Origin of the sequence: Schaalia cardiffensis F0333 (assembly GCF_005886435.1) — a bacterium.
Taxonomy (GTDB): Bacteria; Actinomycetota; Actinomycetes; order Actinomycetales; family Actinomycetaceae; genus Pauljensenia; species Pauljensenia cardiffensis.
In genome coordinates, this window is record NZ_CP040505.1 from 2,056,265 (window position 1) to 2,082,716 (window position 26,452).

Here is a 26,452-nt window from a genome sequence, read left to right on the forward strand (position 1 = left end):
AATCAATGATGAGGCTTTCCTCGTGGGCCTCCTGCGGGAAGTATCCACCCACTTGGAAGCCCCTTTTCATTGAACGTCCCCCTTGAGGAGCAGCCATGTCGAAGTCAAAAGCCCCGTCCTCGAAAAAGCCCCAGCGCATCGGCATCCTCACGGCAGGCGGTGACTCACCTGGCCTCAACGCCGCGATCCGAGGCTTTGGCAAGGCCGCGATCGGCCACTACGGGATGGAGCTCATCGGCTTCCAGGACGGCATTCGCGGACTGGCGGAGAACCGATTCCTCAGTCTCGACTCGAAAGCCCTGTCGGGGATCCTCACCCTGGGTGGCACCATCCTGGGGACCTCTCGCGACAAAGTCCACAAGATGATGGTAGACGGCGAAGTGCGCAACATGGTGCCCACCATTGTCGACAACTGCGAGAAGGACGGGCTCGACGCCCTCGTCTGCATCGGCGGAGGCGGGACTGCGAAGAACGCACAGCGCCTCGCGGCCGCAGGCCTTCCCGTCATCCACCTGCCCAAGACCATCGACAACGACATCGCCCACACCGACACAAGTTTCGGCTTCTCCACCGCGCTCGGGATCGCGACCGAGGCGATCGATCGCCTCCATTCCACGGCCCACAGCCACCACCGCGTCATCATCGTTGAAATCATGGGCCACCGCGCCGGTTGGCTCGCCCTAGGCTCGGGCATCGCAGGCGGCGCCGACATCATCCTCCTGCCCGAGATCCCCTACAGCGTCGACAAGGTCGTTGAATCCATTGAAATGCGCGCCCGCCACGGAGCGAACTTCTCCGTGATCGCCATCGCCGAGGGCGCCCGCGATGTCTCTGCAGCAGCTGAACTTGCCGCCGCGGAATCCCTCATTAAGCAGGCGGACACCCCCGAGGGCAAGGCTGCCGCGAAGAAGCACCGCGCCTCCGTCCTCGCATCCCACCGGGGCAACGCCTACGCCCTCGCTGAGAAGCTTGAGGCGGCGACTGGCCTTGAATCGCGCGTCACCATCCTGGGCTATGTGCAACGTGGCGGGACTCCCGATGCGCAGGATCGTCTCCTGGGGACTCTTCTCGGAGGGGCGGGGGCCGACCTCGTTGCTCGGGGCGAGTTCGGTTTCACTGTCGCCTCGCAGGCTCAAAAGGCTGTGCCCGTACCCCTTGAAGAGGTCGCGGGCCGCGTGAAGATGGTTCCCCTCGACCACCCCTGGATCGATGCGGCGCGTCACGTCGGCACTGGGCTCGGGGACTAGGCTATTGCCCATGCGGGCCCTCCGGTCCGATGGGACTTTCGCAGATTTCAATCCACAGGAGCGACATGACCGATCAGCCGAAGATGAGCCTCGAGTCGAGCAAAGACGCGAGCGACGCGCCGGAGCGCGAGATCCTCACGTGGGAGCTTTTCGGAGAGGCGTCGCGTGAGCTCACTGAGCAGATCGTCACCTCCGGGTGGATCCCGGATCTGATCGTCGCGATCGCCCGAGGCGGTCTCATCCCCGCCGGCGCGGTCTCCTACGCGATGGGTGTCAAGGCCTGCGGCACGATGAACGTCGAGTTCTACACCGGGGTCGGTCAGACCCTCGAAGAGCCTCAGCTCCTTCCTCCGCTCATGGATGTGTCCGCGATGAACGGCAAGAGGGTCCTCATCGTTGATGACGTCGCGGATTCGGGCAAGACCTTGAAGATGGTCATGGACCTCGTGAAGGAGCACGGTCTTTCCCTCGACGGAGAGACCCAGGTGAAGGTTGATGCGCGCTGCGCGGTCATCTACAAGAAGCCCGTGTCAATCATCGAACCCGACTACGTGTGGCGCCACACTGACAAGTGGATCAACTTCCCCTGGTCGACGCTGCCGACCATCACCGCGTGAGGCGTTCGCGATGACGCCCGCGCCCGAGTTCGATTCGTTCTCGTCCGCCGATGACGAGGGCGATTCGGTGCGCGAGGGCGCGTTCGGCGAGGCGGCCGGGGCGGATGGGGCCGAGGTCGAGGCGCCGCGAGCTCACAGCGGCGAGCGGGCGCTCGCGTCGTTGAACGTCGCCCAGCAGATCGCCGACCTCGTTCTGCACCGCCTCGCCTGCGGCGAGGAGATCCGGGTCCTGGGGATCACCGGCCCGCCCGGCACCGGTAAGACGACGGTCGCTCAGCTCGTCGCGGAGATCCTCGAGGGCGCGGCCGAGGTCGAGGTCGCGGGGATCGCGCCGATGGACGGGTTCCACCTGTCGAACGCCGTCCTCGACGAGCTGGATCGTCATGATCGTAAGGGCGCTCCCGACACTTTCGACGTGTGGGGGTACGCGGCGCTGCTGGCGCGCGTCCAGGCGGGCGACCGCGAGGTGCTGGCCCCCGATTACCGGCGCGACCTGCATGAACCCGTGGCTGCGTCGATCCTGTTGCCCGCCCGGGGCGTCGTCATCACGGAGGGCAATTACCTGGGGCTCGATGCACCGGGCTGGCGCGAGGCGCGCGAGCGCATCGACTTCCTCGTCCACGTCGATACCGCCGAGGAGCTCGTCTACCGTCGGCTCATCGCCCGCCATGAGGCCTTCGGGCGCGAGACCGCCGAGGCCGCGCATTGGGTGCGCACGGTGGATGCGCCGAACATCGCCCTCGTCAACGAGTGCCGAGGCCGCGCCGACGCGATCGTCTCCGCCGACCTCTGACCCTCGAACCACGCACAAGTTGGGGCTCGAACCACGCACAAGTTGGGGCTCGAGCCACGCACAAGTTGGGCATGGCCCCTGTGATGATCCCCCGTTGGTGCACTGAACCGGGTCTCGTGGAGCGAACCACCGTGCATCGCACCTGTGGGGGACGAGGAACGCCGTTGGCCACCTCGTCCTGCGCCGCGCCCCCGTGAAAGGAGGGGTTGACGAGTTGTGGAGGGGTTATATCCCCTCCACTTTTCGTCAACCCCTCCATCCATGCGCGGTGAGCGGAGGACCAGGGACGGGCCCACTCGCCATGAGGGCGCGGCGGAGGCATGGATCGAGGACGAGAGCGGGGCCGCCCTCGCCACAATGACCAGGCGGGCCCTCCCTCGCCGAGCCGCCGTCCGCACCCGTTGCTAGTGTTGCGCCGTGAGCGACGATCCCCGCCCCGCCCTCGGGCCCGACGAACCGAGCACGGTCGCGCCCAGCGTCATGTCGGCGCCAACCGCCACCACCGAGCCTGTCGAGCCCGACCCCGGGTGGAAGCGCCGCGTCGCCCTCTTCCTCACCGCCCAGACGATCTCCCTGTTCGGGTCCAACATCGTTCAGTACGCGATCATGTGGCACCTCACCCTCACCCTCAAGCAGGGGTGGGTCATGGGCCTGTACGCCCTCGTCGCGTTCGTCCCCCAGGCCATCGTGTCCCTGGCGGGCGGAACCCTCGCCGACCGTACGAACCGGCGCACCGTCATCGCCGTGTCCGATACCCTCATCGCCCTCGTCACCCTCGGTTTGGCCGTGTCGATGTCCCTGGGGCGCGCATCGCTCGCCCTTATCCTCGTCGCCGTCGCCGTCCGCTCCGTCGGCCAGGGGTTCCAACAGCCCGCGGTCTCGGCGCTCCTCCCTCAGCTCACGCCCGCGGCGCACCTCATGCGCGTCAACGGCATCAACCAGACCGTGACCTCGGCGATGATGCTGCTCTCCCCGATCGTCGCGGGCGCCGTGTACGCGTGGGGCGGCCTCGTGCCGACCTTCTGGATCGACGTTGTGACCGCCTTCGTCGGCGTCGCGATCGTCCTCACCATCCCGGTGGCGACCATTCGTTCCGGCGCGGCCGAGGGCGCGTCCTTCGTCCAGGACTTCGCGGCCGGCATCCGCTACGTCCGCTCGCACCGCGTCGTCGCCTGGCTGCTCGTCCTGTTCACCGTCATCTACCTGCTCGTCGTCGCACCGACCTTCCTCGACCCCCTATTCATCACCCGCTCCTTCACCCCCGAAGTCTGGGCGCTGACGGGAATCGAAGTCGCCTTCTCCGCAGGCATGGGGATCGGCGGCATCCTCGTGGCGATCCTCGCGGCGAAGTGGCATCAAGGGCGGATGCTCATGGTCTCGTGTCTGAGTTTCGGGCTCCTCGGCGCAGCGTTCGGCCTGACCCCGCTGCTCGGCAGGACGATCGGTCTGTACACGATGTTCGCCATCATGGTCGTCGTCGCCATCGCCATCCCTTTCTTCTCCGCGCCGGTCATGACGCTCGTGGCGACCACCGTCGAACCGGAGTTCATGGGCCGCGTGTCCTCGCTGATGAGCATCGTCGCCGTGCTCGCCATGCCCGCCGGAATGACGGTGCTCGGCCCGCTCGCCGACCGCGTGCCGATCGAGTGGATCTTCATCGCCACCGGCCTCGCCGCGTTCGTCTTCACCGTCGCAGCGTTCGCGGCGGCGCCCGGCCGTTACGTCCTGTCCCTGAGCGGCGGAGGTGCTTCGGCGGGCGACGAAGGCGGGCGGGGCTCGGCCGATAGCGACGGCGCACGCTAAGCCCATCCGACCGTATGACGGAACGCGCCGGGTCCGCACGGATGCGCCCTCGACCTGCACGATTTACCGCCGACGATCTCCCAGGCCCGGCCTGAAGCGGAAAGGCGCCCGAGGCTGGAGGCGATCGACCTCGTCCCCCGCGGACGCGTGCACATCCGCCCATCGGAGATGGTCTAGGGTTGGTCATATGGCTACTGCGACGCGCAACCAACGCCTCGACCATCTCCCCTTCAACACCGCCCACCGCAAACTCGTTATCGGCTCCGGCATCGGCTGGGCCCTGGACGCCATGGACGTCGGACTCATCTCCTTCGTCATCGCGGCGCTCGCGAAGGAATGGAGCCTCACCCCCGGCCAGTCCGGCCTCATCGCGTCTATCGGCATGGCGGGCATGGCCGTCGGCGCGACCCTCGGCGGCCTCATCGCCGACAAGCTCGGGCGTAAGCAAGTCTTCGCCCTGTCCCTGCTGGTCTTCGGCCTGGCCACGGGCGCGTCAGCGTTCTGCGCGTCGCTCGGCGTCCTCCTCGTGTTCCGCTTCATCGTCGGGCTGGGCCTGGGGTCCGAGCTCCCCGTCGCCTCGACCCTCGTCTCCGAGTTCGCGCCCGCCGCGATCCGCGGGCGCATCATCGTCCTGCTCGAGGCGTTCTGGGCGCTCGGCTGGCTGCTCGCCGCCCTCATCGGCTACTTCATCGTCCCGGCCGCGGGCGGCTGGCGCTGGGCGCTCGGCCTGGGCGCGATCCCCGCGCTCTACGCGATCTACGTGCGCCGCTCCATCCCCGAATCCGTCCGCTTCCTCCAACGCAAGGGTCGCGAGGACGAGGCCGAAGCCGCCGTCGCCCAGTTCGAGGCGGGCACGCCCCTGTGGGGGTCGACCCCCGCCGCTTCGGACGCCGATTCCGGCTCTGCTGCGCCCTCGGCCCGCGCCCAGGCCGAACGCGAGATCGCGGCCGCGAACCGGGGCGTGGCGGCCCTCTTCCACCCGGTGTTCCTCGCCCGGACGATCGGCCTGTGGGGCGTGTGGTTCTTCCTCAACTTCGCCTACTACGGCGCGTTCATCTGGCTGCCCGGCCTGCTCGTGAAGTCCGGCATCGACCTGCCCAAGTCCTTCGGGTACACGCTCATCATCACGCTCGCGCAGATCCCGGGGTATTTGGTGGCCGCGTGGCTCATCGAGAAGTGGGGCCGACGCGCAACCCTCGTGGCGTTCCTCGCCGGAGCGGGCGTCGGCGCGTTCTGGTTCTCCATGGTGTCGAGCCCGGCGGGCATCATCGCGGCCGGCTGCGTCCTGTCGTTCTTCGCGCTCGGCGCGTGGGGCGCGGTTTACGCGGTCACCCCGGAGGTCTACCCGACCGGGATTCGCGCGACGGGCTCGGGGTGGGCGGCCGGCTTCGGGCGCCTGGCGTCGATCGCCGCGCCGCTGTCCGTGCCGGTGCTGCTCCAGCACATGTCGACGGCCGGCGTGTTCACGGTCTTCGCCGGCGCCTTCGCCCTCGCGATGGCCTCGGGCCTGCTGCTGCGCGAGACGAAGGCCTCCGCCCTCGTCTGACCCTCGAACCACGCACAAGTTGAGGCTCGAACCACGCACATCCGCTCGCGCGCGTCCGTCGAGCTCGGCCTCGGGCGACGCCTTTCAGAGCCCTTGCGCTCCTCAGAGCCCGCGAAGATGCTCGAGCACTGCGGGGGTCGTGCGCTCGATGACCTCGAGGGTCTCGACGAAGTCGGAGTAGTCGCCGTACCAGGGGTCGGGCAGGTCCATGTCGCCGGGCCGGGCCTGCGGGTCGAAGTCGCGGAAGAGCCGGAGGTCCGAGCGATCCTGTCCGCGCAGTCCGGCCCGGTCGCGGAGGCGATTGAGCGCCGCCAGGTGGTGCCCGGTCATCGCGAGAATGAGGTCCCACTCGCCGAGCTCGTGCAGGCCGACTTGGCGCGCGCAATGGTCCGGGACGTCGTGCCCGTTCTCGCGCAGGACCCGAGCGGCCCGCCGGTCGATGGGATTGCCCCGTTCCTCGTCGGACCCCCCGGCCGAATCGACGTGGATCTGCGCGTCCAGGCCCGCCGCCTCGACGGCTTCGGCAAGCACCTGGTGGGCCATGGTGGATCGGCAGATGTTGCCGGTGCAGACCATGAGGACTCGGGTCATGTTCGGGGCTCCTTGGCGTTGAAGGACGGGCGGGGCGGACAAGATGTGCGTGGTTCGAGCATCAACTTGTGCGTGGTTCGAGGGTCAGGCGAGGGCGAGGTAGGCGGCGACCGCGCGGGCGCTGATCTCTGCGGCGGCCTCGGAATCCATGTGGAAGTCCTGGTCGGCGCTCGGCCCGCACAGGTCGGACACGGCCCGCAGACTCACCCAGTCGACACCGCACGACCAGGCGATTTGCGCCATCGCGCAGGTCTCCATGTCGGCGCCGATGGCGTCGGGGAACTTCGCGCGGACCGGGTCGGCGATGGGCGCGGTGACGAAGGAGTCGACGGATACGACGCGCCCGATCCGCACCGGCGCGTCGAAGGAGTCGGCGAGGGCGCGCACCCGCGCGGCGGTTTCGTCCGACGACCTGTAGTCGACCGGCATCTGCGGGATCTGGCCCATCGCGTATCCGAAGGCGGTGGCGTCGGCGGCGCCGTAGATCGTGGAGGTTCCGGCGGCGACCTGCCCGACTTCGATGTCTCGGGCGAGCCCCCCGGTGGTTCCGGCGGCGATGACGATGGGCGCGTCGACGAGGGCGAGGGCGCGGGCGGTCGCGGCGGCGGAGTTCGCCAGGCCGATGCCGGACACTGCGACGAGCACGCGGCGCCCGGCGAGCGTCCCGAGCGTGAAGGAGCGGACGGCCCCGCCCTCGTGACCGACCTCGATGCGTTGGGGAGCGTCGGCGTCGGCGGGGTCGAGGGCGGCGAGGACGGGTGCGGCCTCCATGTCCATGGCGCATTGGATGACGGCGTCGACGGGCACGCGTTCGGGCAGGCGAAGGGGTTCGGTCATGTCTCCAAGTCTACGGGCCGCGCCGCATTCGCCCTCGGACGGGTTTCACGGAGAAAGAGGACGGGTTTCGGAGGGGGCACTGCCTCGCGATAGAGACACGCAGACCCTCATGAGGACGGACAATGGTCGGCATGGATGAACGGATGACCCCCGCCGACAGCCCGGCACTCGAGGCGGACGCCTCCTTCGAGCGCTTCGACGCCGGGCGCGCCACGCCCGCGGCTCTCGTGTCCGGCGAGGTCGCGGCCGAGGACGCCGCCCACCCGCTCTCCCTGTTCGACATGTTCCGCATCGGCATCGGCCCGTCGTCCTCGCACACGGTCGGCCCGATGCGGGCCGGGCGCGCCTTCGCCGTGGAACTCGCCGACCTCGACACCGCCGCCGATCCCGATCGCGCCCCCGCTCGCATCGCCATCGACTTGTTCGGCTCGCTCGGGGCGACGGGGCGCGGGCACAGCACCGACCGCGCGGTCCTGCTCGGCCTGGCCGGATACGCGCCCGAAAGCGTGAGCATCAACGAGGTCGAGTCCCTCCTTCCCACTATCGCCGCCACCGCACGCCTGCCCCTGTCAGGAGGTGGCACCATCCCCTTCGATATTGCGAGCGACATCCGATTCATTCCTCGCACCCGCCTGCCCTACCACGTCAATGCCCTCACCCTCACGGCCTGGAGGAGGAAGGGAACCTGCACGCGAGGCGAGGAGCACTCTTCAGGTGGAGAAGGTGAAGACGCTGTCCCCTCGAACTCGGAGCTTCACGGCCTCCACCCGAGCGCGGAGCGCGAAGAGCAGATCATTCTCAAGCGCACCTACTACTCGGTGGGCGGCGGTTTCGTCATGGTCCACACTACCGAGGACCCGCTCGGGGTCGAGTCCTTGGCCGCAGGGCAAGCGGCTCTCAATATGGATGTGCCCGCACCCCACCCCTTCACCACTGGAGCAGAGCTTCTCTCAGCCTGCGAAGCCTCGGGCTATTCGGTCGCCGAACTCGTGCGCCGAAACGAAGAGGCGGTGCGCCCACGCAAGGAACTCGACGACTATCTCGATCTCATCGCCAACACAATGTTCGAGTGCGTGGACGCCGGGACTTCTACGAGCGGAATCCTGCCCGGCGGATTGGATGTGCCGCGCCGAGCTCAGGGCCTCGCCACAAGGCTCTTCGAAGGCACATCTTCCAGCGCGGGCGTACCCGCCTCGGGCTCCCCTTGGGTGTGCGCCCCCGAAGATCCGATGCGAGCAATGGACTGGGTGACCCTTTTCGCGCTCGCAGTGAATGAGGAGAATGCCGCGGGCCACCGCGTTGTCACAGCGCCGACGAATGGGGCGGCAGGAGTGATCCCAGCAGTCCTTGGCTACCTCGTCCTCTACTGTCCGGAGGCCGGGGCGGACAGGGGCACGCCCTCGGCTCCGAGTGGACTCGGACGGGCGAGCGCTCCCCTGAAGCACATGAGGATCGGCGTGCATCCGATTCGCGAGGAGCAGGAGGACTCCGCCTCTCTTCTCTCGCAGGCCGCGCTCCGCAGGCGCCACGCGGTCCACGAGTTCCTCCTGGCGGCAACCGCGATCGGTGCGCTCATTAAAACGAATGCCTCGATCGCGGGCGCAGAAGTCGGATGTCAAGGAGAGGTGGGCTCGGCCTCGGCGATGGCGGCAGCGGGCTTGGCGCAGGCCCTGGGGGGAACGCCCGAGCAGGTGGAGAACGCGGCGGAAATCGCCATGGAACACTCTTTAGGGCTGACCTGTGACCCGGTTGCGGGACTCGTGCAGATCCCCTGCATTGAACGCAATGCGATTGCCGCGGTCAAGGCTATTCATGCCGCCCGCATGGCCCTGTGGAGCGATGGGCGGCATATGGTGTCCCTCGACGTTGTCATTGAGACGATGCGCCAGACCGGTAACGACATGCTCTCGAAGTACAAGGAAACTTCCGAAGGCGGGCTGGCCGTCAACGTCGTCGAGTGCTGAACAGAGCACCTGTTCCACACGGATGAGGGTCTGAACAAGACACGGGCCCTTCAACGCGCGTCGAGACGGACCGTTCCACGCGAACCTTGGGTCTCGATGGGGTTCAGCATGACTGTGTCGACACCCGGGCCTGTGGACTGAGCGGCACGAATGTGTATGAGCATCGTGGAGTTTTCCTCGTCAGAGTGCCGAAAAGATGGGGCCATGATGCTGTGAGAGCGTCTTGGACGTCTTCGCCCTTCACGTCCCTCCGGGTGATGTGTGGAGCGCCTGCGATCACAAGCGGGACGAGCTGTGCGGCTCAGAACCCGGATCACATGCTCGAGGTGAGACACGCCGAGTTCGTCGAGGATTTTTCTGTTGTCTCCACAGATCCACATCCACAGTTATCCACAGGCTTTTCCACTGTTGTGCGTAGCAATCCTCCACACCTGTGGATACTCTGACGAAGAATCACACGCATGTTATTTTCCGCAGAATTGAGCCCCTTCCGTGGAGCATCAGAACGCAGATGCCCGTGCTTGCGGAGAGGATGAGGGGAAGAATCCACACCCCCATCAACACCCTTCCTACAGATCTGGGGCGCAGCATCCACAAGAGAATACGCAGAAGCAAGGAACACAACATCTTGTGTTCGTGGAGACGAAGTGCCACAAGGTGTAGTGTTGAGACAACTTCACAGCGACCTTCCGCAAAACGACGAACACCACCGATTCGTGGCTTGCCAGCCCCGTCTCATAGCCCTAGAGGAGATACCGATGACGATCACCGTCTACTCGAAGCCCCGTTGCCCGCAGTGCGACGCGACCTACCGTATCCTCAACAAACAGGGCATCGACTATCGCAGCATTGACGTGACCGAGGACATTGACGCCCTCGAGTACATCAAGGGCCTCGGCTACCAGCAGGCTCCGGTCGTCGTCGCCGGCGACTCGCACTGGTCGGGCTTCCGCCCCGACCGTATCAAGGCCGCCGTCGCGGCCCACCTCGACTCCGCATCTCTCGCAGTCGGCCAAGCCTGATCACTGTTTCTCGTCTCGGTCTGCTCAGCGGACCGGGACGAGAAGCATCCGGCTCTTCACTCCCCCCTCGAATCTGAAGAGCCCACCCGGGCTGTGATGCACCGAGCCACTCCCCTCCGCACGCCGATGCGCGAAACGAGTGGCACACCCGAGTCGCGTTGGTGCACCCGAGTCGCATTATCCGAAACCCTCAGGCTTGCGGGAAACTCGAAGCGCCTCAGATTACGACCACCCGGACCCCGCAGCCCAGGCACCCCGCGCTTCAGGCTCGGCCCGGACTGCGCCACCGTTGAGAGTATTTTGCCCCTGCTCGCCTCTTCTTTTCGCTTCCACGCCAAAAGCTCAGGCCCCTCAGATCCCCAAGGAGTCCCCGTGGTGAAGCTCGTCTACTTCTCCTCCGCGACGAACAACACCCACCGCTTCGTTGAAAAACTCGGCTTCGACGCGGATCGCATCCCCCTACGCAAAAACGAGGGACCACTGCAGGTCACCCAACCATATGTCCTCATTGTCCCCACCTACGGGGGAGGCAATCTCGGTGGCGCAGTTCCCAAACAGGTGATCACCTTCCTCAACAACCCAGAAAACCGCTCCCACTGCGTGGGCGTCATCTCATCGGGCAACACGAATTTCGGCACCGCATACTGTCTTGCGGGCGATATTGTCGCAGCAAAACTGGGTGTCCCCCACATGTACAAGTTCGAACTCCTCGGAACCGCCGAGGATGTCTCCCGAGTTCGTAAAGGACTGAAAGAATTTTGGCAGAGAATCTCACCGACACAGGAGTAGAGGAAATCCTCGACCCTGAGCTCGACTACCACGCCCTCAACGCTCAGCTGAACCTCTACGACGAGAACGGGCACATCCAGTTCGAGGCCGACCGCAAGGCCGCACGCCAGTACTTCCTCCAGCACGTCAATCAGAACACGGTGTTCTTCCACGACCTCGAGGAAAAACTCGATTACCTCGTGAGGGAGGGCTACTACGAGGCCGAAGTCCTCGCCCAATACGACTTCGCGGATATCAAGGCACTGTTCAAACGCGCCTACGCCCACAAGTTCCGCTTCCCGACCTTCCTCGGAGCCTTCAAATACTACACCTCCTACACGCTCAAGACCTTCGACGGGAAGCGCTACCTGGAGCGCTTCGAGGACCGCGTCTCCATGGTCGCCCTCTACCTCGCACGAGGAGACCTCGACCTCGCCCAGAACCTTGTTGACGAGATGATGACGGGGCGCTTCCAGCCCGCCACCCCGACCTTCCTCAACGCCGGGAAGAAAGCCCGAGGCGAGCTCGTCTCCTGTTTCCTTTTGCGCGTCGAGGACAATATGGAGTCGATCGCGCGCGGCATCAACTCCGCCCTGCAACTGTCCAAGCGCGGCGGCGGCGTGGCACTGTCCTTGACGAATCTGCGCGAGGCCGGGGCACCGATCAAGAAGATCCAGAACCAATCCAGCGGCGTCGTGCCCGTAATGAAGCTCCTCGAAGATTCCTTCTCCTATGCGAATCAGCTCGGCGCGCGCCAGGGAGCGGGTGCCGTGTACCTGCATGCGCACCACCCTGACATCCTCAGCTTCCTCGATACGAAGAGGGAGAACGCCGACGAGAAAATCCGCATCAAGACCCTCTCCCTCGGCGTCGTCATCCCCGACATCACCTTCCAACTCGCCAAAGACAACGAGGACATGTACCTCTTCAGCCCCTATGACGTGGAGAGGGTCTACGGGGTGCCCTTCTCGGAGATCTCCGTGACCGAGAAGTACCGTGAAATGGTTGACGATGGTCGCATTCACAAGAAGAAGATCAACGCCCGCCGTTTCTTCCAGACTCTTGCGGAAATCCAATTCGAATCCGGCTATCCGTACATCGTCTTCGAAGACACGGTGAACAAGGCGAACCCGATCAAGGGCCGGATCACAATGTCGAACCTGTGCTCGGAGATCCTCCAGGTCTCCGAGGCCTCGACCTACAACGACGACCTGTCTTTCAGTCACGTCGGCAAGGACATCTCCTGCAACCTCGGCTCTCTCAACATTGCGAAAGCCATGGACTCCCCGGACTTCTCGAAGACCATTGAGACTGCAATCCGGGGGCTCACCGCCGTCTCTGATCTTTCAAACATCCAGTCGGCCCCTTCGATCGCCCGAGGCAATGCGATGAGCCACGCGATCGGCTTGGGAGCGATGAACCTCCACGGCTACCTCGCCCGAGAGCACGTCATGTACGGCTCAGAAGAAGCCCTCGACTTCACGAACATGTACTTCCTCAGCGTCGCCTATGAGGCGATCAAAGCCTCCTGCCTCATCGCGAAGGAGCGCGGAGAAACCTTCGAAGGCTTCGCCGACTCGAAGTACGCCTCCGGCGAATACTTCGAAAAGTACATCAATGGTGATTGGACGCCGAAGACCGAGACCTGCAAGGCTCTCCTCGCCAAATCGACGATCCACGTGCCCACCCCCGAGGACTGGCGCGCCCTGGCCGCCGATGTCAAGCGCTACGGCATGTACAACCAGAACCTCCAGGCGATCCCGCCGACCGGTTCGATCTCGTACATCAACAACTCGACCTCCTCGATCCACCCGATCGTCTCCAAGATCGAGATCCGCAAAGAGGGCAAGATCGGTCGCGTCTACTATCCGGCGCCCTTCATGACGAATGAGAACCTCGACTACTACGTCGACGCCTACGAGGTCGGCCCCGAGAAGATCATCGACACCTACGCGGTTGCGACACAGCACGTCGACCAGGGCCTGTCCCTCACCTTGTTCTACCCGGACACGGTGACGACGCGCGACATCAACAAGTCCTATATCTATGCGTGGCGCAAGGGCATTAAGACGCTCTACTACATGCGCCTGCGCCAGATGGCCCTCGAGGGCACCGAGGTTCAGGGCTGCGTGTCCTGCATGCTCTGACCCCCTCCGCTCCTCTGGCGCTGTGCAGCTCTCACCATTGGCGAGCACCGCAAGAGGCCAGCACGGGATGCCTCCCCTGGCTCCGTCCTCATTCATTGACGAGGACGGAGCCGCGCTGTTGCAGAGTGCCTCGATCCACTGAACTCTGAAGCGGGCGCGCTTTAAGACCTTCGGCCCACATGCGGTGGAGTGCGCGATTTGAGCCGAGTTCGCGTGACGAACTCACCTGTCAGCAGCCTGAGAAGCTCTTCTGTTCGTCTCTTCTCCTGAGATTCCCTCACTTTGCGGAAAACTAGTGCGTGACTTAGGTCCCAAGTGTTAGGCTGTCGCCGTTCCTAAAGACTGCCGCGAATCAAGCCCAGCCCACCGGCACCAGCACAGGCATTCAGTTCACAAAGGCGCGAACTGGACTCACACCCCTATGGATGCTCCGAGGAAGGACGACCTATGAGCACAGCGACATTCCAAGCGATCGCAATGATCATCTACCTCGTTGCAATGGTGATGATCGGCCTCCTCGCCTACAACCGAACCAAGAACCTCGACGACTACATGCTCGGCGGACGCGGACTCGGACCCGCCGTCGCCGCCCTCTCCGCCGGCGCCGCCGACATGTCGGGATGGCTCCTCATGGGCCTTCCCGGCGCACTCTACGCGACTGGCCTCCTCGAAAGCTGGATCGCCATCGGCCTCACCATCGGCGCCTGGCTCAACTGGAAGTTCACCGCACCAAGACTGCGCGCCTACTCGCAAATCGCGAGCGACTCCATCACGATCCCCTCCTTCCTCGGAGAACGCCTGCGCGACACCTCGAAAAGCGTTCGCATCATCGCGGGCATCGTCATCACGATCTTCTTCACCTTCTATGTCTCCTCGGGCATGGTCGCAGGCGGAGCCTTCTTCGAATCCTCCTTCGGCATGAACTACCACCTCGGAATGGTGATCGTCGCAGCCGTCACCGTCTTGTACACGCTCGTCGGAGGCTTCCTCGCCGTCTCCTGGACCGACGTCGTCCAAGGCCTCATCATGCTCATCGCCCTCGTCGCAGTGCCGATCGTCGGCATCACCCACGTCGGAGGCTTTGGCGCACTCATCGAGCAGGTCAACACCGTCGACCCCACAATCCTGTCCTTCACCCACGGCAATGGTGCGCTCTCATGGGCAGCGATCCTCGGAATCGTCTCCGCCCTCGCCTGGGGACTGGGCTACTTCGGCCAACCCCACATCATCGTCCGCTTCATGGCCCTGCGCAGCGTCGCGGAAGCGAAGCAGGGACGCAGAATCGGCATCGGCTGGATGGTTCTCTCCACCCTCGGCGCGGGCCTCACCGCCCTCGTCGGCGTCGCCGTTTACCAGCATGACACAGGTGAGCTCGCCAACCCCGAAGGTGTGTTCATCGCCCTCGGTCAGATGCTCTTCCACCCACTCATCGCCGGTTTCATGCTCGCTGCGATCCTCGCGGCGATCATGTCGACCATCTCCAGTCAGCTCCTCGTCACTTCCTCCGCCCTTGTCGAGGACATCTACCGCGCCTTCACGAAGAGGGAACTGTCCGGAGCCGATGGCGTACTCGCCGGACGCCTCGCAGTCGGAAGCGTCTCACTCATCGCGGCCGCGCTCGCATGGCCCAGATCGGACACAATCCTCGGCCTCGTCGCCTTCGCATGGGCAGGATTCGGAGCCTCCTTCGGGCCGATCGTGCTCCTGTCCCTCTACTGGAGGAAACTCACCGCGAAGGGCGCAATCGCCGGAATGATCACCGGCGCCCTCGTCGTCGGCATCTGGGGCAATATCTCCGGCGGGCCCGGCGGGATCTTCGATCTGTACGAAATTCTCCCCGGCTTCCTCCTCAGCCTCCTCGCGGCCATCCTCGTTTCTCAGGCGAGCTACCGTCCCAATGCTGAAATTCAAGAAGAAATGGATCAGGTCATCGCCGCCACACGGGGAATTTGAACTCCCAGCTCGTGGGGAGAAAAGCCCCAGCTTTGCTGAGCTGCCCGAGGCTCGAAGGCCCCCGCCGAGCCGCTCGAAAACTCCACCGCCCCACAGCTGAGGGACCCGCACTCCCCGTCCCCGCCCGACGCCCCGGTTCTCGGATCGTCCCCTCCCCCTCATCTCTCCACCGCTCATCGCATAGAAGGAACAGCGCCCCATGACCGCCAACACCGATTTCCATACGATCGTCGATCGCGCCCTCGAGACCGCACGCCGTTGGGCGAGCGCCTCAACGGACTACCCGATCGACCCGGCAGCGAAACTCCTCGCAGGCGTCCTCGACGATGAGGACGGCCTCGACTACACCGTGTCCTTCGTCGACGGCGTCATCCGCCCGGAGGACCAGGACGTCGCCGCACGACACCTCGGCGAATTGGGCGACAAGAACCCGAAGTTCCTCCCCTGGTACCTGCGCACCCCCGCACTGATCGGCGGGAAAGCCGGTCGTCTCCTCCCGGGCCTCGCAGTGCCCGCCGCCCGTAAGGTTTTCGCCCGTCTCGTCGGCGACCTCGTCGTTGACGTCACCGACGAAAAACTCGGCCCAGCGATTGAGCGCCTGCGCGCCCAAGGTGCCCGCCTCAACATGAACCTCCTCGGCGAGGCCGTCCTCGGTGAGAAGGAGGCGCGCAAACGCCTCGACGACACCCGTCGACTGCTCGAACGCCCCGATGTCGACTACGTCTCCCTCAAAGTCTCCGCCGTCACCGGCCCCCACAATCCCTGGGGATACGAGCAGGTCGTCGACCACGCCGTCTCCCAGCTCCTCCCCCTCTACCAGTACGCGGCGAAAACCGGGGGCAAGTTCATCAACCTCGATATGGAGGAGTACCGCGACCTGCACATCACGATCGACGTCTTCAAGAAGATCCTCGACCGTGAAGAGTGCCTGGGTCTACGTGCAGGCATTGTTTTGCAGGCCTACCTGCCCGACACTCTCAGCGCAATGCAGGACCTCCAAGAATGGGCGGCGGCTCGTAGGGCCCGAGGCGGAGCCCCCATCAAGGTCCGAGTCGTGAAAGGCGCGAACCTTGCAATGGAGCGCGTCGATTCGCAAGTGCGCGGGTGGAGCCTGACGACCTGGGAATCCAAGCAGGCGACGGACGCGAACTACATTCGCATCCTCGATTGGGCAATGCACCCCGAACGGACCGCGAATGTGCAGATCGGCGTCGCCGGTCATAACCTCTTCACCGTTGCCGCCGCGTGGGAGCTCGCGAAAGAGCGCGCAGTCACCTCCGAGGTCGAGATCGAGATGCTCTCCGGCATGGCAACCCAGCAGGCGGCCGCTGTGCGTGAAGAGGTCGGCAACCTCCTCCTCTACGTTCCCGTCGTCCATCCCGAGGAGTACGACGTCGCAATCGCCTACCTCGTGCGCCGCCTCGAGGAGAACTCCGCTGATGAGAACTTCATGGCGTCGATCTTCGAGATCGGCACCAACCCGGCTGCCTTCGAGAAGGAGCGTTCCCGCTTCCTCGCCGCCGTCGAGCAGATGAACGCCGAGGGCGAGTCCCGCGTCGGCCCGACCCGCACCCAGAACCGTCTGAGTGAAACCCCCGAAGATCTTGCCGCCTCACTCAAGGAAAGCGAGGGCGCCTGGACCTTCACGAACACCCCCGACTCCGATCCGGCCCTGCCCGCGAACCTGTCCTGGGCGCGCGAGATCGCGCAGCGGATCCCCTCCTCAACTCTTGGCGTTGACACGATCACGGCAGCTTTCATTGATGATGCCGCTGTCCTCGACTCCCTCGTCAAGGCAAGCGCCGAGGCGGGCGCCGCATGGGGCGCCAAGCCCGCCGCCGAACGTTCGGAGATCCTGCACCGCGCGGGCGTTGAACTCGCCCGTCGGCGCGCAGACCTCATCGAGGTCGCAGGCTCCGAACTCGGCAAGTCCCTCGAACAGGCCGATGTTGAAGTCTCCGAAGCATGCGACTTCGCGCACTACTACGCGCAATCCGCACTCGACCTCGACACGCTCAATGGAGCGCACTTCCATCCGGTTTCCCTCACGCTCGTCACTCCGCCGTGGAACTTCCCCCTCGCGATCCCCGCGGGCGGAGTTCTGGCTGCCCTCGCCGCCGGATCGGCCGTCATCCTCAAGCCCGCACCCCAGGCGAAGCGCTGCGGCGCGCTCGTCGCGGAATGCCTCTGGGCGGCCGGAGTGCCCAAAGAGGTGCTCGCCCTCGTCGATGTCGGCGAGAACGAACTCGGCAAGGCCCTCCTCACTCATGAGGCGGTCGAAAGGGTCGTCCTCACCGGAGGCGCCGAAACCGCCGAACTCTTCCGCTCGTGGGATCCGAAGATGCGGATCATGGCGGAGACCTCCGGCAAGAACGCCATCGTCATCACACCTTCAGCCGACCTCGACCTCGCGGTAAAGGACGTCGTGAACTCCGCATTCGGTCATGCGGGGCAGAAGTGCTCGGCCGCTTCCTATGTGATCCTCGTGGGAAGCGTCGGCTTCTCCAAGCGGGTGCACGATCAGCTGCTCGACGCCGTGCGCTCCTTGAAGGTCGCTTGGGCCGATGATCTCAGCGCCCAAATGGGGCCTCTCGCAGCTGAACCCACTGGGAAGCTCCTGCGGGGTCTGACGACCCTGGAGCCCGGGCAGAAGTGGGAGATCACTCCCCGTCGCCTCGATGAGACGAACCGCCTGTGGAGCCCGGGGGTCCGTTCCGGCGTTGAACCTGGCAGCGAGTACCACCTCGTCGAATACTTCGGTCCGATCCTTGGCATTATGCGCGTCGACACCCTGGAAGAGGCGATTGAGGCGCAAAACGCCACCGATTATGGTCTGACCGCCGGTCTGCACTCCCTCGATCCCGATGAGATCAATCTGTGGCTCAACGGTATTCAGGCTGGCAATGTCTACGTGAACCGTGGGATCACCGGTGCCATCGTGCAGCGTCAGCCCTTCGGAGGGTGGAAGCGTTCGGTCGTCGGCGAGGGCGCGAAGGCGGGCGGCCCGAACTACCTCTTCGGTTTCGGCGACTTCACTCCGGCCCCCGCCGCGGCCCCGGCCTCGGCTCAGGGCTCTGGCACGGTGAGGAAGCCGCAGCTCACGGAACTCGCCGCACTTGGACACCGACTCCTCGATGAGGAGGCCGCCGCCCGGCTCGATCAGGCGATCGCTTCGGATTCTTTCGCCGCAGCCACTGAGTTCGACGTCCTCCACGATCCTTCACAGGTTCCCGCGGAGAGGAACATCCTTCGCTACGTGCCCCTCCCGGTAACGATCCGGGCGGGCGCCACCGCTAAGCTCGAGGACATCCTGCGCGTTCTTTCAGCCGGTCTTGCTCTCGGGCAGATCCGGGCGAAGGATCCGCTCGGTTTCGAGAGGCTCTTCTCCGGCGGCGGGCACATGCCAATGTCGCTCCATCTTTCGACGGCGCGTCCGATTCCTACGGAACTTGATTCCTTCCTCGACCGCTACGGTGTCGAGCATTCGATTGAGGATTCCGCGTCTTTCGCTTCGAATCTCCAGCGTGAAGGCGTCGGCCTCGACGAGAGGATTCGCCTCATCGCAGAGGATGGTGATGCTCTGCGCACAGCCCTCAAGGGGTCGATCGACATTGCGATCTGGGACGGCCCCATTACCGGCGCGGGTCGTATTGAGATCCTTCCCTTCGTGCATGAGCAGGCGATCTCCATCACCAACCACCGCTTCGGCAATCGGACGCCTTTGAGCGCCCAGGTGCTCGTCGACTGAGTTCTGGGGTCGAGAGTCGGCGAGTTCCTCCTGAGCTCCCGCTTCTCGGCCCAGCCGAACCTACGACCTCACTTAGGTCAAGCTCTCTGCCGATCCGAGCTTAGGGCCCCACTCTAGACAAGCTCACGCCTCTGGCTCAGCTCCTGGTCCCGTCCTCGTTCATTGACGAGGACGGGACTTCGGTTGTGAAGGGCAGGGCTTTGGTCTTGGGGAGCGGGGATCGCGCGAGAGGCAGCGAAGGGAGCTTCACTGAAACGCCCTCATGTCCAGTCAGTGGTCTTGGGGGGCGAGCGACGTGCCGAGGAGGGGCCACGAACGTCCCCGCCGCATCCGGAGGCGGTCCTCCGCTGCGGCCTGCACGTCGCTGATCTGAGCAGCGAACGCCCCGCGTCCAGGGACGGCCCCTTAGCCTGAAGCGTGCCTTCAACACGGGTCACGGCCATGAGAAGCCGACGAAAGCGCGATCGGAGAAGAGAGGACACAGAATCTCCTCCCCACCCCCACCTCATTATGATCTTCATCACTTCAAGTGCCCTGTAATACCCGCTGAAAGCCTGATCCGGGACGAATCAGGGTGATCCCTCCTGTCGCTTTCACCCTCGCACCCCCTACGATCGGGATGACAGTCGAATTTGAAAGGCGCATCATGTCAACTCCGACTCCCGTCCCCGCGAACAACGACGAGGCCAATGGTTTCCCGCAGGATCCCACCCTCGCCGCCGCATCACAGCCGATGACCCCGATGCCCATTGACAGCACTCCGGTCATGCCGAACAGTGAACCGGCTGCGATGAGCGACTCGCAGGCGTGGACCCAGCCCGCACAGCCCGCCCAATACCCGCAGGGTTCAACCCCCTATGGGCAGGCCCCCTACTCGCAGCCGACATACGGTCAAACGCCCGCAGGACAAGGCGCCCCGCAGGCTCCCTACGGCCAGCCCGCCTACGGGCAGCCTGCTACGGCTCAGCCTTCTTACGCTCAGCCCATGGAAGGCCAGTACTCCACTTCTTCGCAGGCTCTTGCCGAGCGCCTGCGTTCGAACTCGATGGTCTGCCTGATCCTAGGCATTCTCGGTCTTGTCATGATCGGTCTGCTCGGATCGATTCCCGCATGGATCTGGGGCAACTCCATCATCAAGGAGGCTGCGGCAAACGGAATCCCTGAGGATTACGTTTCGAATGCAAAGATCGGCCGAATCCTCGGTCTTGTTGGAACGTGGATTTGGATCATTGTTGTTGCCCTCAGCATCCTCTTCTTCATCGGAGTGATCATGTTCGGCATCGCAGCGGGCGCCTCGGGCTACTGATCCTGCGCTCCGCGCTCCACGCAGAATCACACTGAATCCTCCCGTTTCTCATCCGAAGCGGGAGGATTCAGCCACAAGCCTGGTGCCCCTGAGCTTTCATGCTCGGGGGCACCGCTACGCTGAATGCATGACGCCTCGCCACGATTCTGATCAGTTCCGCCGCCGATCCGGTTCAGACGCCGATCTTCTCGCCGATCTTCGCCGCATGGACTCGCGACCCTACGGCTCCTACAAGTCAGTGATCGGGGATTGGGATTACGGCGATTTCCAACTCTCGATCGATCGTGTCCAGTCCGATCCTTACGCCCCGCCCTCGGCGATCCGCGCGATCACAGTTCCAAAGACAATGGGCCTACCTGAAGAGGCCTTAAGTGATGGGCGCTCCCGGCTGGCGACCGCCGATTTTCTTGCACGAGCCTTCGATTCCGCCATCGCCGAGCGCGCCCGCGGTGGAGCGGTCCGCATAGCCCGCCCCGGACAGGAGATCCTCCAGCGTTCGAGCGTGACCGTCATGCCCGACCGCGTCGAGATCCGTTTCCAAGTGCAGCTGCCCGCGCGCGGCCGCTCAATCTTGGGGCGTGAAGCTGCCCGCATTTTCGATGTCGATGTCCCGAACATCGTGATGGATGCCTTCGATTTCATCTCCGAAGACGAGGCGACCACTACGAAACGCTCCGCGCTTCTCACGCACATTGCCGTGTACGAGGACTACCGGGCCTTGCAAGACATTCTCGTGGAGAAGAACTGGGTGGCTTTCGTGGCCGAGGGATCAATCCTGGCGAGGCGATCTGGGGTCTCGCAGTCCCCCATGGAAGATGCAGTCCCCTTCGAATCACCCGAGTCCTTGCGCTGCGCCGTCACCTTGCCCCATGCGGGCGAGATCACCGGCATGGCGATCGAACCGGGGGTCACGCTCATCGTCGGCGGCGGCTATCACGGCAAGTCGACACTTCTGTCCGCCCTGCAACGCGGCGTCTACGCGCACATCCCCGGCGATGGGCGTGAACTCGTTGCCACAACTCCGGATGCGATGAAGGTCCGGGCCGCCGATGGCCGTGCGGTCACTGCGGTTGATGTCTCTGCCTTCATCACGCATCTGCCGACCGGCGCCGACACCCGCGTCTTCTCCACTGAAAATGCCTCCGGCTCGACCTCGCAGGCGGCCGCGATCATGGAGGCAGTGGAGCTCGGCTCGCCTTTGCTCCTCATTGATGAGGACACTTCCGCAACGAATCTTCTTATTCGCGATGAGCGTATGCGCACTCTCGTTGCCGCTGAGAAGGAGCCGATCACGCCGCTGGTCGACAGGATCGGGGCGCTCGCCACATCGGGGGTGTCCACGGTGATGGTCATGGGCGGCTCGGGTGATTATCTTGATGTGGCTGACAGGGTCCTCATGCTCGATTCCTACCGGTGTCTCGACGTGAGTGAGCGCGCCCGAGAGGTCGTGGCTGCGATGCCACGCCGCCTTGATGACGAGGACGCCTTCACGATGCCCGCCCATCGTGTCCTGATCCGTCAGCGCCCGAACACGGAGCGCCCCAAGACGAAGTCCTCGGGTCTTGACGAGATCATTCTCGACCGTCGCAGTGTCTCCCTCTTTGACCTCGAGCAGATCGTTGATCCGGGGCAGACCGAGGCGATCGCCTGGGCGATGCGCACGATCCTCGAAGAACTCGCGAACTCTCAGGTGGCATTGCCTGATCTGCTCAAACGTTTCCAGCGGCGCTTGGATTCCGAGGGGCTGGACACGGTGACGAAGGCCGGGGCGCGCGCCTATCCTGCGTTCCTCGCACGTCCGCGCATGGTCGACATTGGCGCCGCACTCAACCGCTACCGGGGGCTGCGAATTCAATAGGGGAGATCAGCTGAGAGAACATCGCCTGCGAAAGATTGCATGCTTGTGGGCGACGTATGGCGGCTTGCGACTGAGGCACGAGGGGCGGGGGCATCTGCACGGGGAGAACGAAGGTGGGGAATCCGCACGGGGAGTACGAGGCGCACGGGGCCTCACACCCCGGGAAGCGCAATCCGATACGGGATTCCCGGTCCTTCCCCGCACACAAGGGCCCACCATCTGCGACAACTGCGAAGGCACCACACGCCTCTTTTCCCCACTACGCAAGGCCTCGCACCCGGGAGCGCAGGCACCCAAACTCCCCAGGCCCCTCGGAGCACTCGACGCTGGTACACCCCCTCAGAGCACCCCGAACTCCCCAGATCCCTCAGAGCCCGAGGAACCTCCTGATCGCGGGCATCTCCCTGCGGATCTGCGCCTGACCGGCGAGATAGTTCGCTTCGAGACGCTCCTTGCGCATTTCCGTATTCGAAATGGTGATGGACTCAGGAAAGAACAGGTAGGCGCGCCCCTCGGCCTCAAGCTCGAGCATCCTCTTACGCGCCGCGTTATAACGGGCGGGACGGCGGGCCACGCCCTCGTACACGGTGGGCAGCGTGCGGAACTTCGCTTTGAGCGCCGCACCGAGGGCGGGCCGCAGCGGGCCCTTCACATAGTCACGCGGACGAGTCGCGATCACGAGGAACTTTCGGTAGCCCTCACGCATCGGGACATCCAAGGCGATGCCACCATTCGGACCGAGCGCACCATCAACGTAGGTGTCGCCCTCGATCATGACCGGGGGCATGAGGATCGGAAGGGTGGAGGAGGCGCGCACCCTCGGCCCCAATGTCTCGAGCGTGGACATCTCCTCTTTCGTGAACCAGCGCATTTCACCTCGGGAGGCGTTGAATGCTCCGACGCGGGTCTTCACCGGGCTCGCTGCGAAGGTGTCAATGTCGAAGGGGATCGCGCCCTCGGGGTAGCAGATGCGCTCGTAGATGTACTCCGCGTTAAAATAGCCGCGCCCTTGGCGAAAGTGCGAAAAGCCACCGAAATCCGGGTCATCCACGATGTCGACGAAGGTGCGGCGCGAACGCGCGGCATCCCTGGACACGTAGTTGCACAGGTGCGAGGAGCCAGCCGAGATGCCCGACACGTGGCCGAAGTGGATTCCCTGAGCGAGCAACTCCGCCACGACTGCCGCCGTGTAGGCATTGCGCATGCCTCCGCCCTCGAAAACCAGGGCCGTGTCGAGCACATTCGGCGCAAGACCCGGGTCGAGTGCATTCCTGCTCCGAGGCGTTCCTCCAGTCTCCTGGCAGGGGTGCTCTTCAAGGCGCATCGACGATTCGTGCGCGCCTCGTCTCGCAGGAGTGAAGGTAGGCTCTGTAAAACTCCCCGCGCCTCGTTGTGTGGGCGCCGGCGTGGATTCTTGGACATTCATCGCTTCGGACACCCATCGAGCCTATTCCCGCAGCTTGGAGGACGCTCAACGAGGCTCTATTTGATGAGTGTGGGCCAGAGATTCTCCTGCGTGAAGGAGGATTCGTGCGTGGGCTGATCTGTGCCCTGCTGTGCCTGGGGGGCTCTTCTGCACGAAGGGCATTCGGATGAGCGAAGCTCCTCCTCCAATCCGTACCGGAAGAAGAGAGCTGAGGCGTGGTGCTGACAGCTCAAATCCTTCGGATTGGCACACCCCATGCCGATACGGCTCCGCCAGACCCTTCCGATTCACGGACCTGTGCTGTGGTGTCGAGGGCCGCCCCGTTCTCCGAGTCCGAAGATGCCCGAGGGCTTCGGTAGTCTCGGGCCATGACTGAAACGACCCTCCCTCCCCGCGCCCCAAAGAAGTTCGGTTTGCGCGTGCGCAGCATTCATGGCGATCACTTCGACGACGGTTGGGATTGGCTGCGCAACGAAGACAATGCCGAGGTCCTGGCACACCTCGACGCGGAGAATGCGTGGGCGGATGAGATCTGCGCGCCCACCGCGGGATTGGCGAAGAGGATCGCCGCCGAGGTGAAGGGGCATGCTGCGCTTGATGACGTGTCCGTGCCCGTGCGCGAAGGCGATTTCTGGTACTTTCACCGGTGGCGTGAAGGCGCATCCTACGCGACCCATCACCGCGTGAAGGCGATCGGAGATCCGAGTGCGCCGCTGAGCGCCGACTCGCTTCCCCCGAAACCCGCCGTGGACTCCCCTTTGCCCGGAGAGCAGCTCGTTTTGGATGAGAACGAGCAGGCTGCGGGACATGAGTTCTTCCGCGTCGCCGATATTGTGCCCAGCCCCGATGGTCGTTTCATCGCCTGGGCTCGTGATCTTTCCGGGGATGAGAGATACCAGTGGCTGATTCGCGAAGTCGCAAGTGGGAAGACCGTGGACGAGGCCGTGGTGGATGCTGGCTATGGCTTTGCCTGGGCTGCGGATTCTGCCTCCTTCATCTACGTCGGGGTCGATGATGCCTGGCGCGCATGCGAGATCTGGCATCACAGCCTCGGGACCACTCAGGGGCAGGATCGTCTACTCCTTGTTGATCCGGATGAGCGTTTCGAAATGGGCATCTCCACTGGCGCAGACCCGAATCTTGGCATCATTGCATCGGTATCCTCGACCTCCGGGAAGGCGTGGGCGTGGTCGCCTTTCACTCCGTGCGGAAGGCCGCTGCCGATCGTCGAGCCGAGGCCCGGGGTGATGGTGTCCCTCGAGTCTGCGGGCGATCACTTCCTTATTGTCCACACTGCGTCGACGCGGGAGGGCTCTTTGGCTGCGGCGCCGATCCCCGTTGATCTTGAGGATCGTTTCGAGACTGTGGGTCCGGAGTTCTCCCGATCGGCTCTGGGGAATCGGAAATCTGGCACAGAGCCTGCATTTTCGGGTTCATTCGCTACCTCTGGGCGCGCCGAGGAGGACAACACAGCCTTGACCCCAGGGAGCAGCGCTGGGTCTGCGAGCAACGCCGACCGCGTCCTCGCGCCTTCTTCCACCTGGATCTGCCTGCGCGAGCCCGAGGCGGGAGAAAGGATCCTCGACGTCGAAGCCTATGGCGGGTTCTGCGTCCTTACAATGCGCTCCGCCTCGCTCACACAGCTCGAGTACAGGATGCGTGAAGTGCCTCTCGTGCAGGGGCAGGGGCCTCGCCCTCGTTTCCTGGATGCTGAGGAGATTTCCAAAGCCTGGGGGCCGGGCCGCTTCGTTGAAACGGATGTGCCCGTCCGCACGATCCAGTCCATCAACGGCCCAAGGTTTCACGATGAGTTCTTCCGTTTCTCCGTGCAATCGCAGATCCAGCCGCCGCGCATCATGCAGGTGGATCCGCGAAGCGGAGAGGCGCGAGTGTTGAAAGTGACCGAAGCCCCGGGGTGGGACGCCTCCGCCTACGTCGAGGAGCGCGTGTGGGTTCGGGCCCGCGACCAGAAGACGCAGATCCCGGTGACGCTGGTGCACCGGGCCGATATCGCGCCCGATGGGACGAACCCCGGTTGGGAGCTCGGATATGGCGCCTACGAGGTCTCCTATGACCCTGAGTTCGAGATCCTGCGTCTGCCTCTCCTTAAGCGCGGCGTTGTCTTCGCGATCGCGCACGTTCGAGGCGGTGGTGAGCTCGGTCGCGCCTGGTACGAGGACGGCAAGGAATTCGCAAAACCCCATTCCTTCACGGATTTCATTGATGTGGGCGAGTGGCTCGTGTCCTCCGGGTGGGTCCACAAGGGGCGTCTCATTGGCGAGGGGCGCAGCGCGGGAGGTCTTCTCATGGGCGCGGTGACGAACACGGTGCCGGATCGCTACCGCGTGATCGTCGCGGGAGTGCCCTTCGTCGATGCTCTGACGACGATCCTTGATCCTTCTTTGCCGCTCACGATCGGCGAGTGGGAGGAGTGGGGCAATCCCATTGAAAGCCCCGAGGTCTATGCCCTCATGAGGGGCTACACCCCCTATGAGAATGTGCCGATTGGGGTTGAGCTTCCTGCGGTTATGGCGACGACCTCGGTGAATGACACGCGCGTTGAGTTCGTTGAGCCGACGAAGTGGGTGCTGCGTCTGCGCGAGGCGAGCGGCGCTCACGAGGACGCCGAACTCGCTCACGCTAGGCCGATCGTGCTGCGCACGCAGATGGTCGCCGGGCATGCCGGCCCCTCGGGTCGTGAGGGGCATTGGGCGGCGCGCGCAGAAGAGTTCGCTTTCGCCCTCGGGCAGGTGGGGATCGGGGCTTGAGCCCTTATCGGGGCCTGAACCTCTTTGAGGGATCGGTGAATCTTCGCCCACCCTGCGC

Annotated in this window: 17 protein-coding genes; 14 read left to right on the forward strand and 3 right to left on the reverse strand. The window is 64.4% G+C overall.

What is annotated here, in order from left to right:
* The first annotated feature begins 95 nt into the window (after nt 1-95).
* The 5 genes from FFA61_RS08455 (at nt 96) to FFA61_RS08475 (ending at nt 6,006) form a co-directional block, all read left to right on the forward strand.
* Nucleotides 96-1,247, forward strand: coding sequence for a 6-phosphofructokinase (locus tag FFA61_RS08455; protein WP_005962989.1), 1,152 nt, complete (start codon nt 96-98; stop codon nt 1,245-1,247).
* A 65-nt stretch (nt 1,248-1,312) separates the two neighbouring features.
* Nucleotides 1,313-1,864 (forward strand): phosphoribosyltransferase, encoded by a 552-nt coding sequence (locus FFA61_RS08460; RefSeq protein WP_005962986.1) that lies wholly within the window; start codon nt 1,313-1,315, stop codon nt 1,862-1,864.
* A gap of 10 nt (nt 1,865-1,874) precedes the next feature.
* Entirely contained in the window at nt 1,875-2,657 is a 783-nt protein-coding gene (locus FFA61_RS08465; protein WP_005962981.1) for a nucleoside/nucleotide kinase family protein, read from the forward strand.
* 417 nt (nt 2,658-3,074) lie between these two features.
* A complete protein-coding gene (locus tag FFA61_RS08470) occupies nt 3,075-4,460 on the forward strand; it encodes an MFS transporter (protein ID WP_005962977.1) in 1,386 nt (461 codons plus the stop codon).
* A 187-nt stretch (nt 4,461-4,647) separates the two neighbouring features.
* Complete coding sequence (locus FFA61_RS08475) at nt 4,648-6,006, forward strand: MFS transporter (protein WP_005962973.1); 1,359 nt, start codon at nt 4,648-4,650, stop codon at nt 6,004-6,006.
* 102 nt (nt 6,007-6,108) lie between these two features.
* Here FFA61_RS08475 and FFA61_RS08480 read toward each other — a convergent pair whose 3' ends face one another.
* Both FFA61_RS08480 and mtnN read right to left on the reverse strand, forming a co-directional pair.
* Nucleotides 6,109-6,597: a low molecular weight protein-tyrosine-phosphatase gene (locus FFA61_RS08480; RefSeq protein WP_005962970.1), complete on the reverse strand. Its 489-nt coding sequence runs from the start codon at nt 6,595-6,597 to the stop codon at nt 6,109-6,111.
* An 84-nt stretch (nt 6,598-6,681) separates the two neighbouring features.
* Nucleotides 6,682-7,434, reverse strand: coding sequence for a 5'-methylthioadenosine/S-adenosylhomocysteine nucleosidase (mtnN, locus tag FFA61_RS08485; RefSeq protein ID WP_005962967.1), 753 nt, complete (start codon nt 7,432-7,434; stop codon nt 6,682-6,684).
* 131 nt (nt 7,435-7,565) lie between these two features.
* Between mtnN and FFA61_RS08490 the strand changes: the two genes are divergently transcribed.
* From FFA61_RS08490 to FFA61_RS08525, 8 genes are all read left to right on the forward strand, one after another.
* Nucleotides 7,566-9,398, forward strand: coding sequence for an L-serine ammonia-lyase, iron-sulfur-dependent, subunit alpha (locus tag FFA61_RS08490; RefSeq protein WP_242600874.1), 1,833 nt, complete (start codon nt 7,566-7,568; stop codon nt 9,396-9,398).
* Between the two features lie 758 nt (nt 9,399-10,156).
* Complete coding sequence (gene nrdH, locus FFA61_RS08495; RefSeq protein WP_040313590.1) at nt 10,157-10,420, forward strand: glutaredoxin-like protein NrdH; 264 nt, start codon at nt 10,157-10,159, stop codon at nt 10,418-10,420.
* 372 nt (nt 10,421-10,792) lie between these two features.
* Nucleotides 10,793-11,209, forward strand: coding sequence for a class Ib ribonucleoside-diphosphate reductase assembly flavoprotein NrdI (gene nrdI, locus FFA61_RS08500; RefSeq protein ID WP_005962958.1), 417 nt, complete (start codon nt 10,793-10,795; stop codon nt 11,207-11,209).
* Nucleotides 11,179-13,335 carry a class 1b ribonucleoside-diphosphate reductase subunit alpha gene (gene nrdE / locus FFA61_RS08505; RefSeq protein ID WP_005962956.1) on the forward strand — a complete coding sequence of 719 codons (2,157 nt, stop codon included), beginning with the start codon at nt 11,179-11,181 and terminating at the stop codon, nt 13,333-13,335. The genes nrdI and nrdE overlap by 31 nt, the downstream gene beginning before the upstream one ends.
* 447 nt (nt 13,336-13,782) lie before the next feature.
* A complete protein-coding gene (gene putP / locus FFA61_RS08510) occupies nt 13,783-15,288 on the forward strand; it encodes a sodium/proline symporter PutP (RefSeq protein ID WP_005962952.1) in 1,506 nt (501 codons plus the stop codon).
* 199 nt (nt 15,289-15,487) lie between these two features.
* Nucleotides 15,488-19,036, forward strand: coding sequence for a proline dehydrogenase family protein (locus tag FFA61_RS08515; RefSeq protein WP_005962951.1), 3,549 nt, complete (start codon nt 15,488-15,490; stop codon nt 19,034-19,036).
* Between the two features lie 646 nt (nt 19,037-19,682).
* On the forward strand, nt 19,683-20,342 hold the full coding sequence (locus FFA61_RS08520) for a hypothetical protein (RefSeq protein ID WP_131247226.1): 660 nt from the start codon (nt 19,683-19,685) through the stop codon (nt 20,340-20,342).
* A gap of 127 nt (nt 20,343-20,469) precedes the next feature.
* Nucleotides 20,470-22,200, forward strand: a complete 1,731-nt coding sequence (locus tag FFA61_RS08525; RefSeq protein ID WP_005962949.1) for an ABC-ATPase domain-containing protein — start codon at nt 20,470-20,472, stop codon at nt 22,198-22,200.
* 367 nt (nt 22,201-22,567) lie between these two features.
* Here FFA61_RS08525 and FFA61_RS08530 read toward each other — a convergent pair whose 3' ends face one another.
* On the reverse strand, nt 22,568-23,404 hold the full coding sequence (locus FFA61_RS08530; RefSeq protein ID WP_425326413.1) for a patatin-like phospholipase family protein: 837 nt from the start codon (nt 23,402-23,404) through the stop codon (nt 22,568-22,570).
* Between the two features lie 590 nt (nt 23,405-23,994).
* Between FFA61_RS08530 and FFA61_RS08535 the strand changes: the two genes are divergently transcribed.
* Nucleotides 23,995-26,394, forward strand: coding sequence for a S9 family peptidase (locus FFA61_RS08535; RefSeq protein ID WP_005962941.1), 2,400 nt, complete (start codon nt 23,995-23,997; stop codon nt 26,392-26,394).
* The last annotated feature ends 58 nt before the right edge of the window (nt 26,395-26,452 follow it).

Coding starts and splice junctions, on each gene's coding strand:
- FFA61_RS08455 (WP_005962989.1), top strand. CDS start 96: ATGTCGAAGTCAAAAGCCCCGTCCTCGAAAAAGCCCCAGCGCATCGGC.
- FFA61_RS08460 (WP_005962986.1), top strand. CDS start 1,313: ATGACCGATCAGCCGAAGATGAGCCTCGAGTCGAGCAAAGACGCGAGC.
- FFA61_RS08465 (WP_005962981.1), top strand. CDS start 1,875: ATGACGCCCGCGCCCGAGTTCGATTCGTTCTCGTCCGCCGATGACGAG.
- FFA61_RS08475 (WP_005962973.1), top strand. CDS start 4,648: ATGGCTACTGCGACGCGCAACCAACGCCTCGACCATCTCCCCTTCAAC.
- FFA61_RS08480 (WP_005962970.1), bottom strand. CDS start 6,597: ATGACCCGAGTCCTCATGGTCTGCACCGGCAACATCTGCCGATCCACC.
- mtnN (WP_005962967.1), bottom strand. CDS start 7,434: ATGACCGAACCCCTTCGCCTGCCCGAACGCGTGCCCGTCGACGCCGTC.
- FFA61_RS08490 (WP_242600874.1), top strand. CDS start 7,566: ATGGATGAACGGATGACCCCCGCCGACAGCCCGGCACTCGAGGCGGAC.
- nrdH (WP_040313590.1), top strand. CDS start 10,157: ATGACGATCACCGTCTACTCGAAGCCCCGTTGCCCGCAGTGCGACGCG.
- putP (WP_005962952.1), top strand. CDS start 13,783: ATGAGCACAGCGACATTCCAAGCGATCGCAATGATCATCTACCTCGTT.
- FFA61_RS08515 (WP_005962951.1), top strand. CDS start 15,488: ATGACCGCCAACACCGATTTCCATACGATCGTCGATCGCGCCCTCGAG.
- FFA61_RS08520 (WP_131247226.1), top strand. CDS start 19,683: ATGTCAACTCCGACTCCCGTCCCCGCGAACAACGACGAGGCCAATGGT.
- FFA61_RS08525 (WP_005962949.1), top strand. CDS start 20,470: ATGACGCCTCGCCACGATTCTGATCAGTTCCGCCGCCGATCCGGTTCA.
- FFA61_RS08530 (WP_425326413.1), bottom strand. CDS start 23,404: ATGCGCAATGCCTACACGGCGGCAGTCGTGGCGGAGTTGCTCGCTCAG.
- FFA61_RS08535 (WP_005962941.1), top strand. CDS start 23,995: ATGACTGAAACGACCCTCCCTCCCCGCGCCCCAAAGAAGTTCGGTTTG.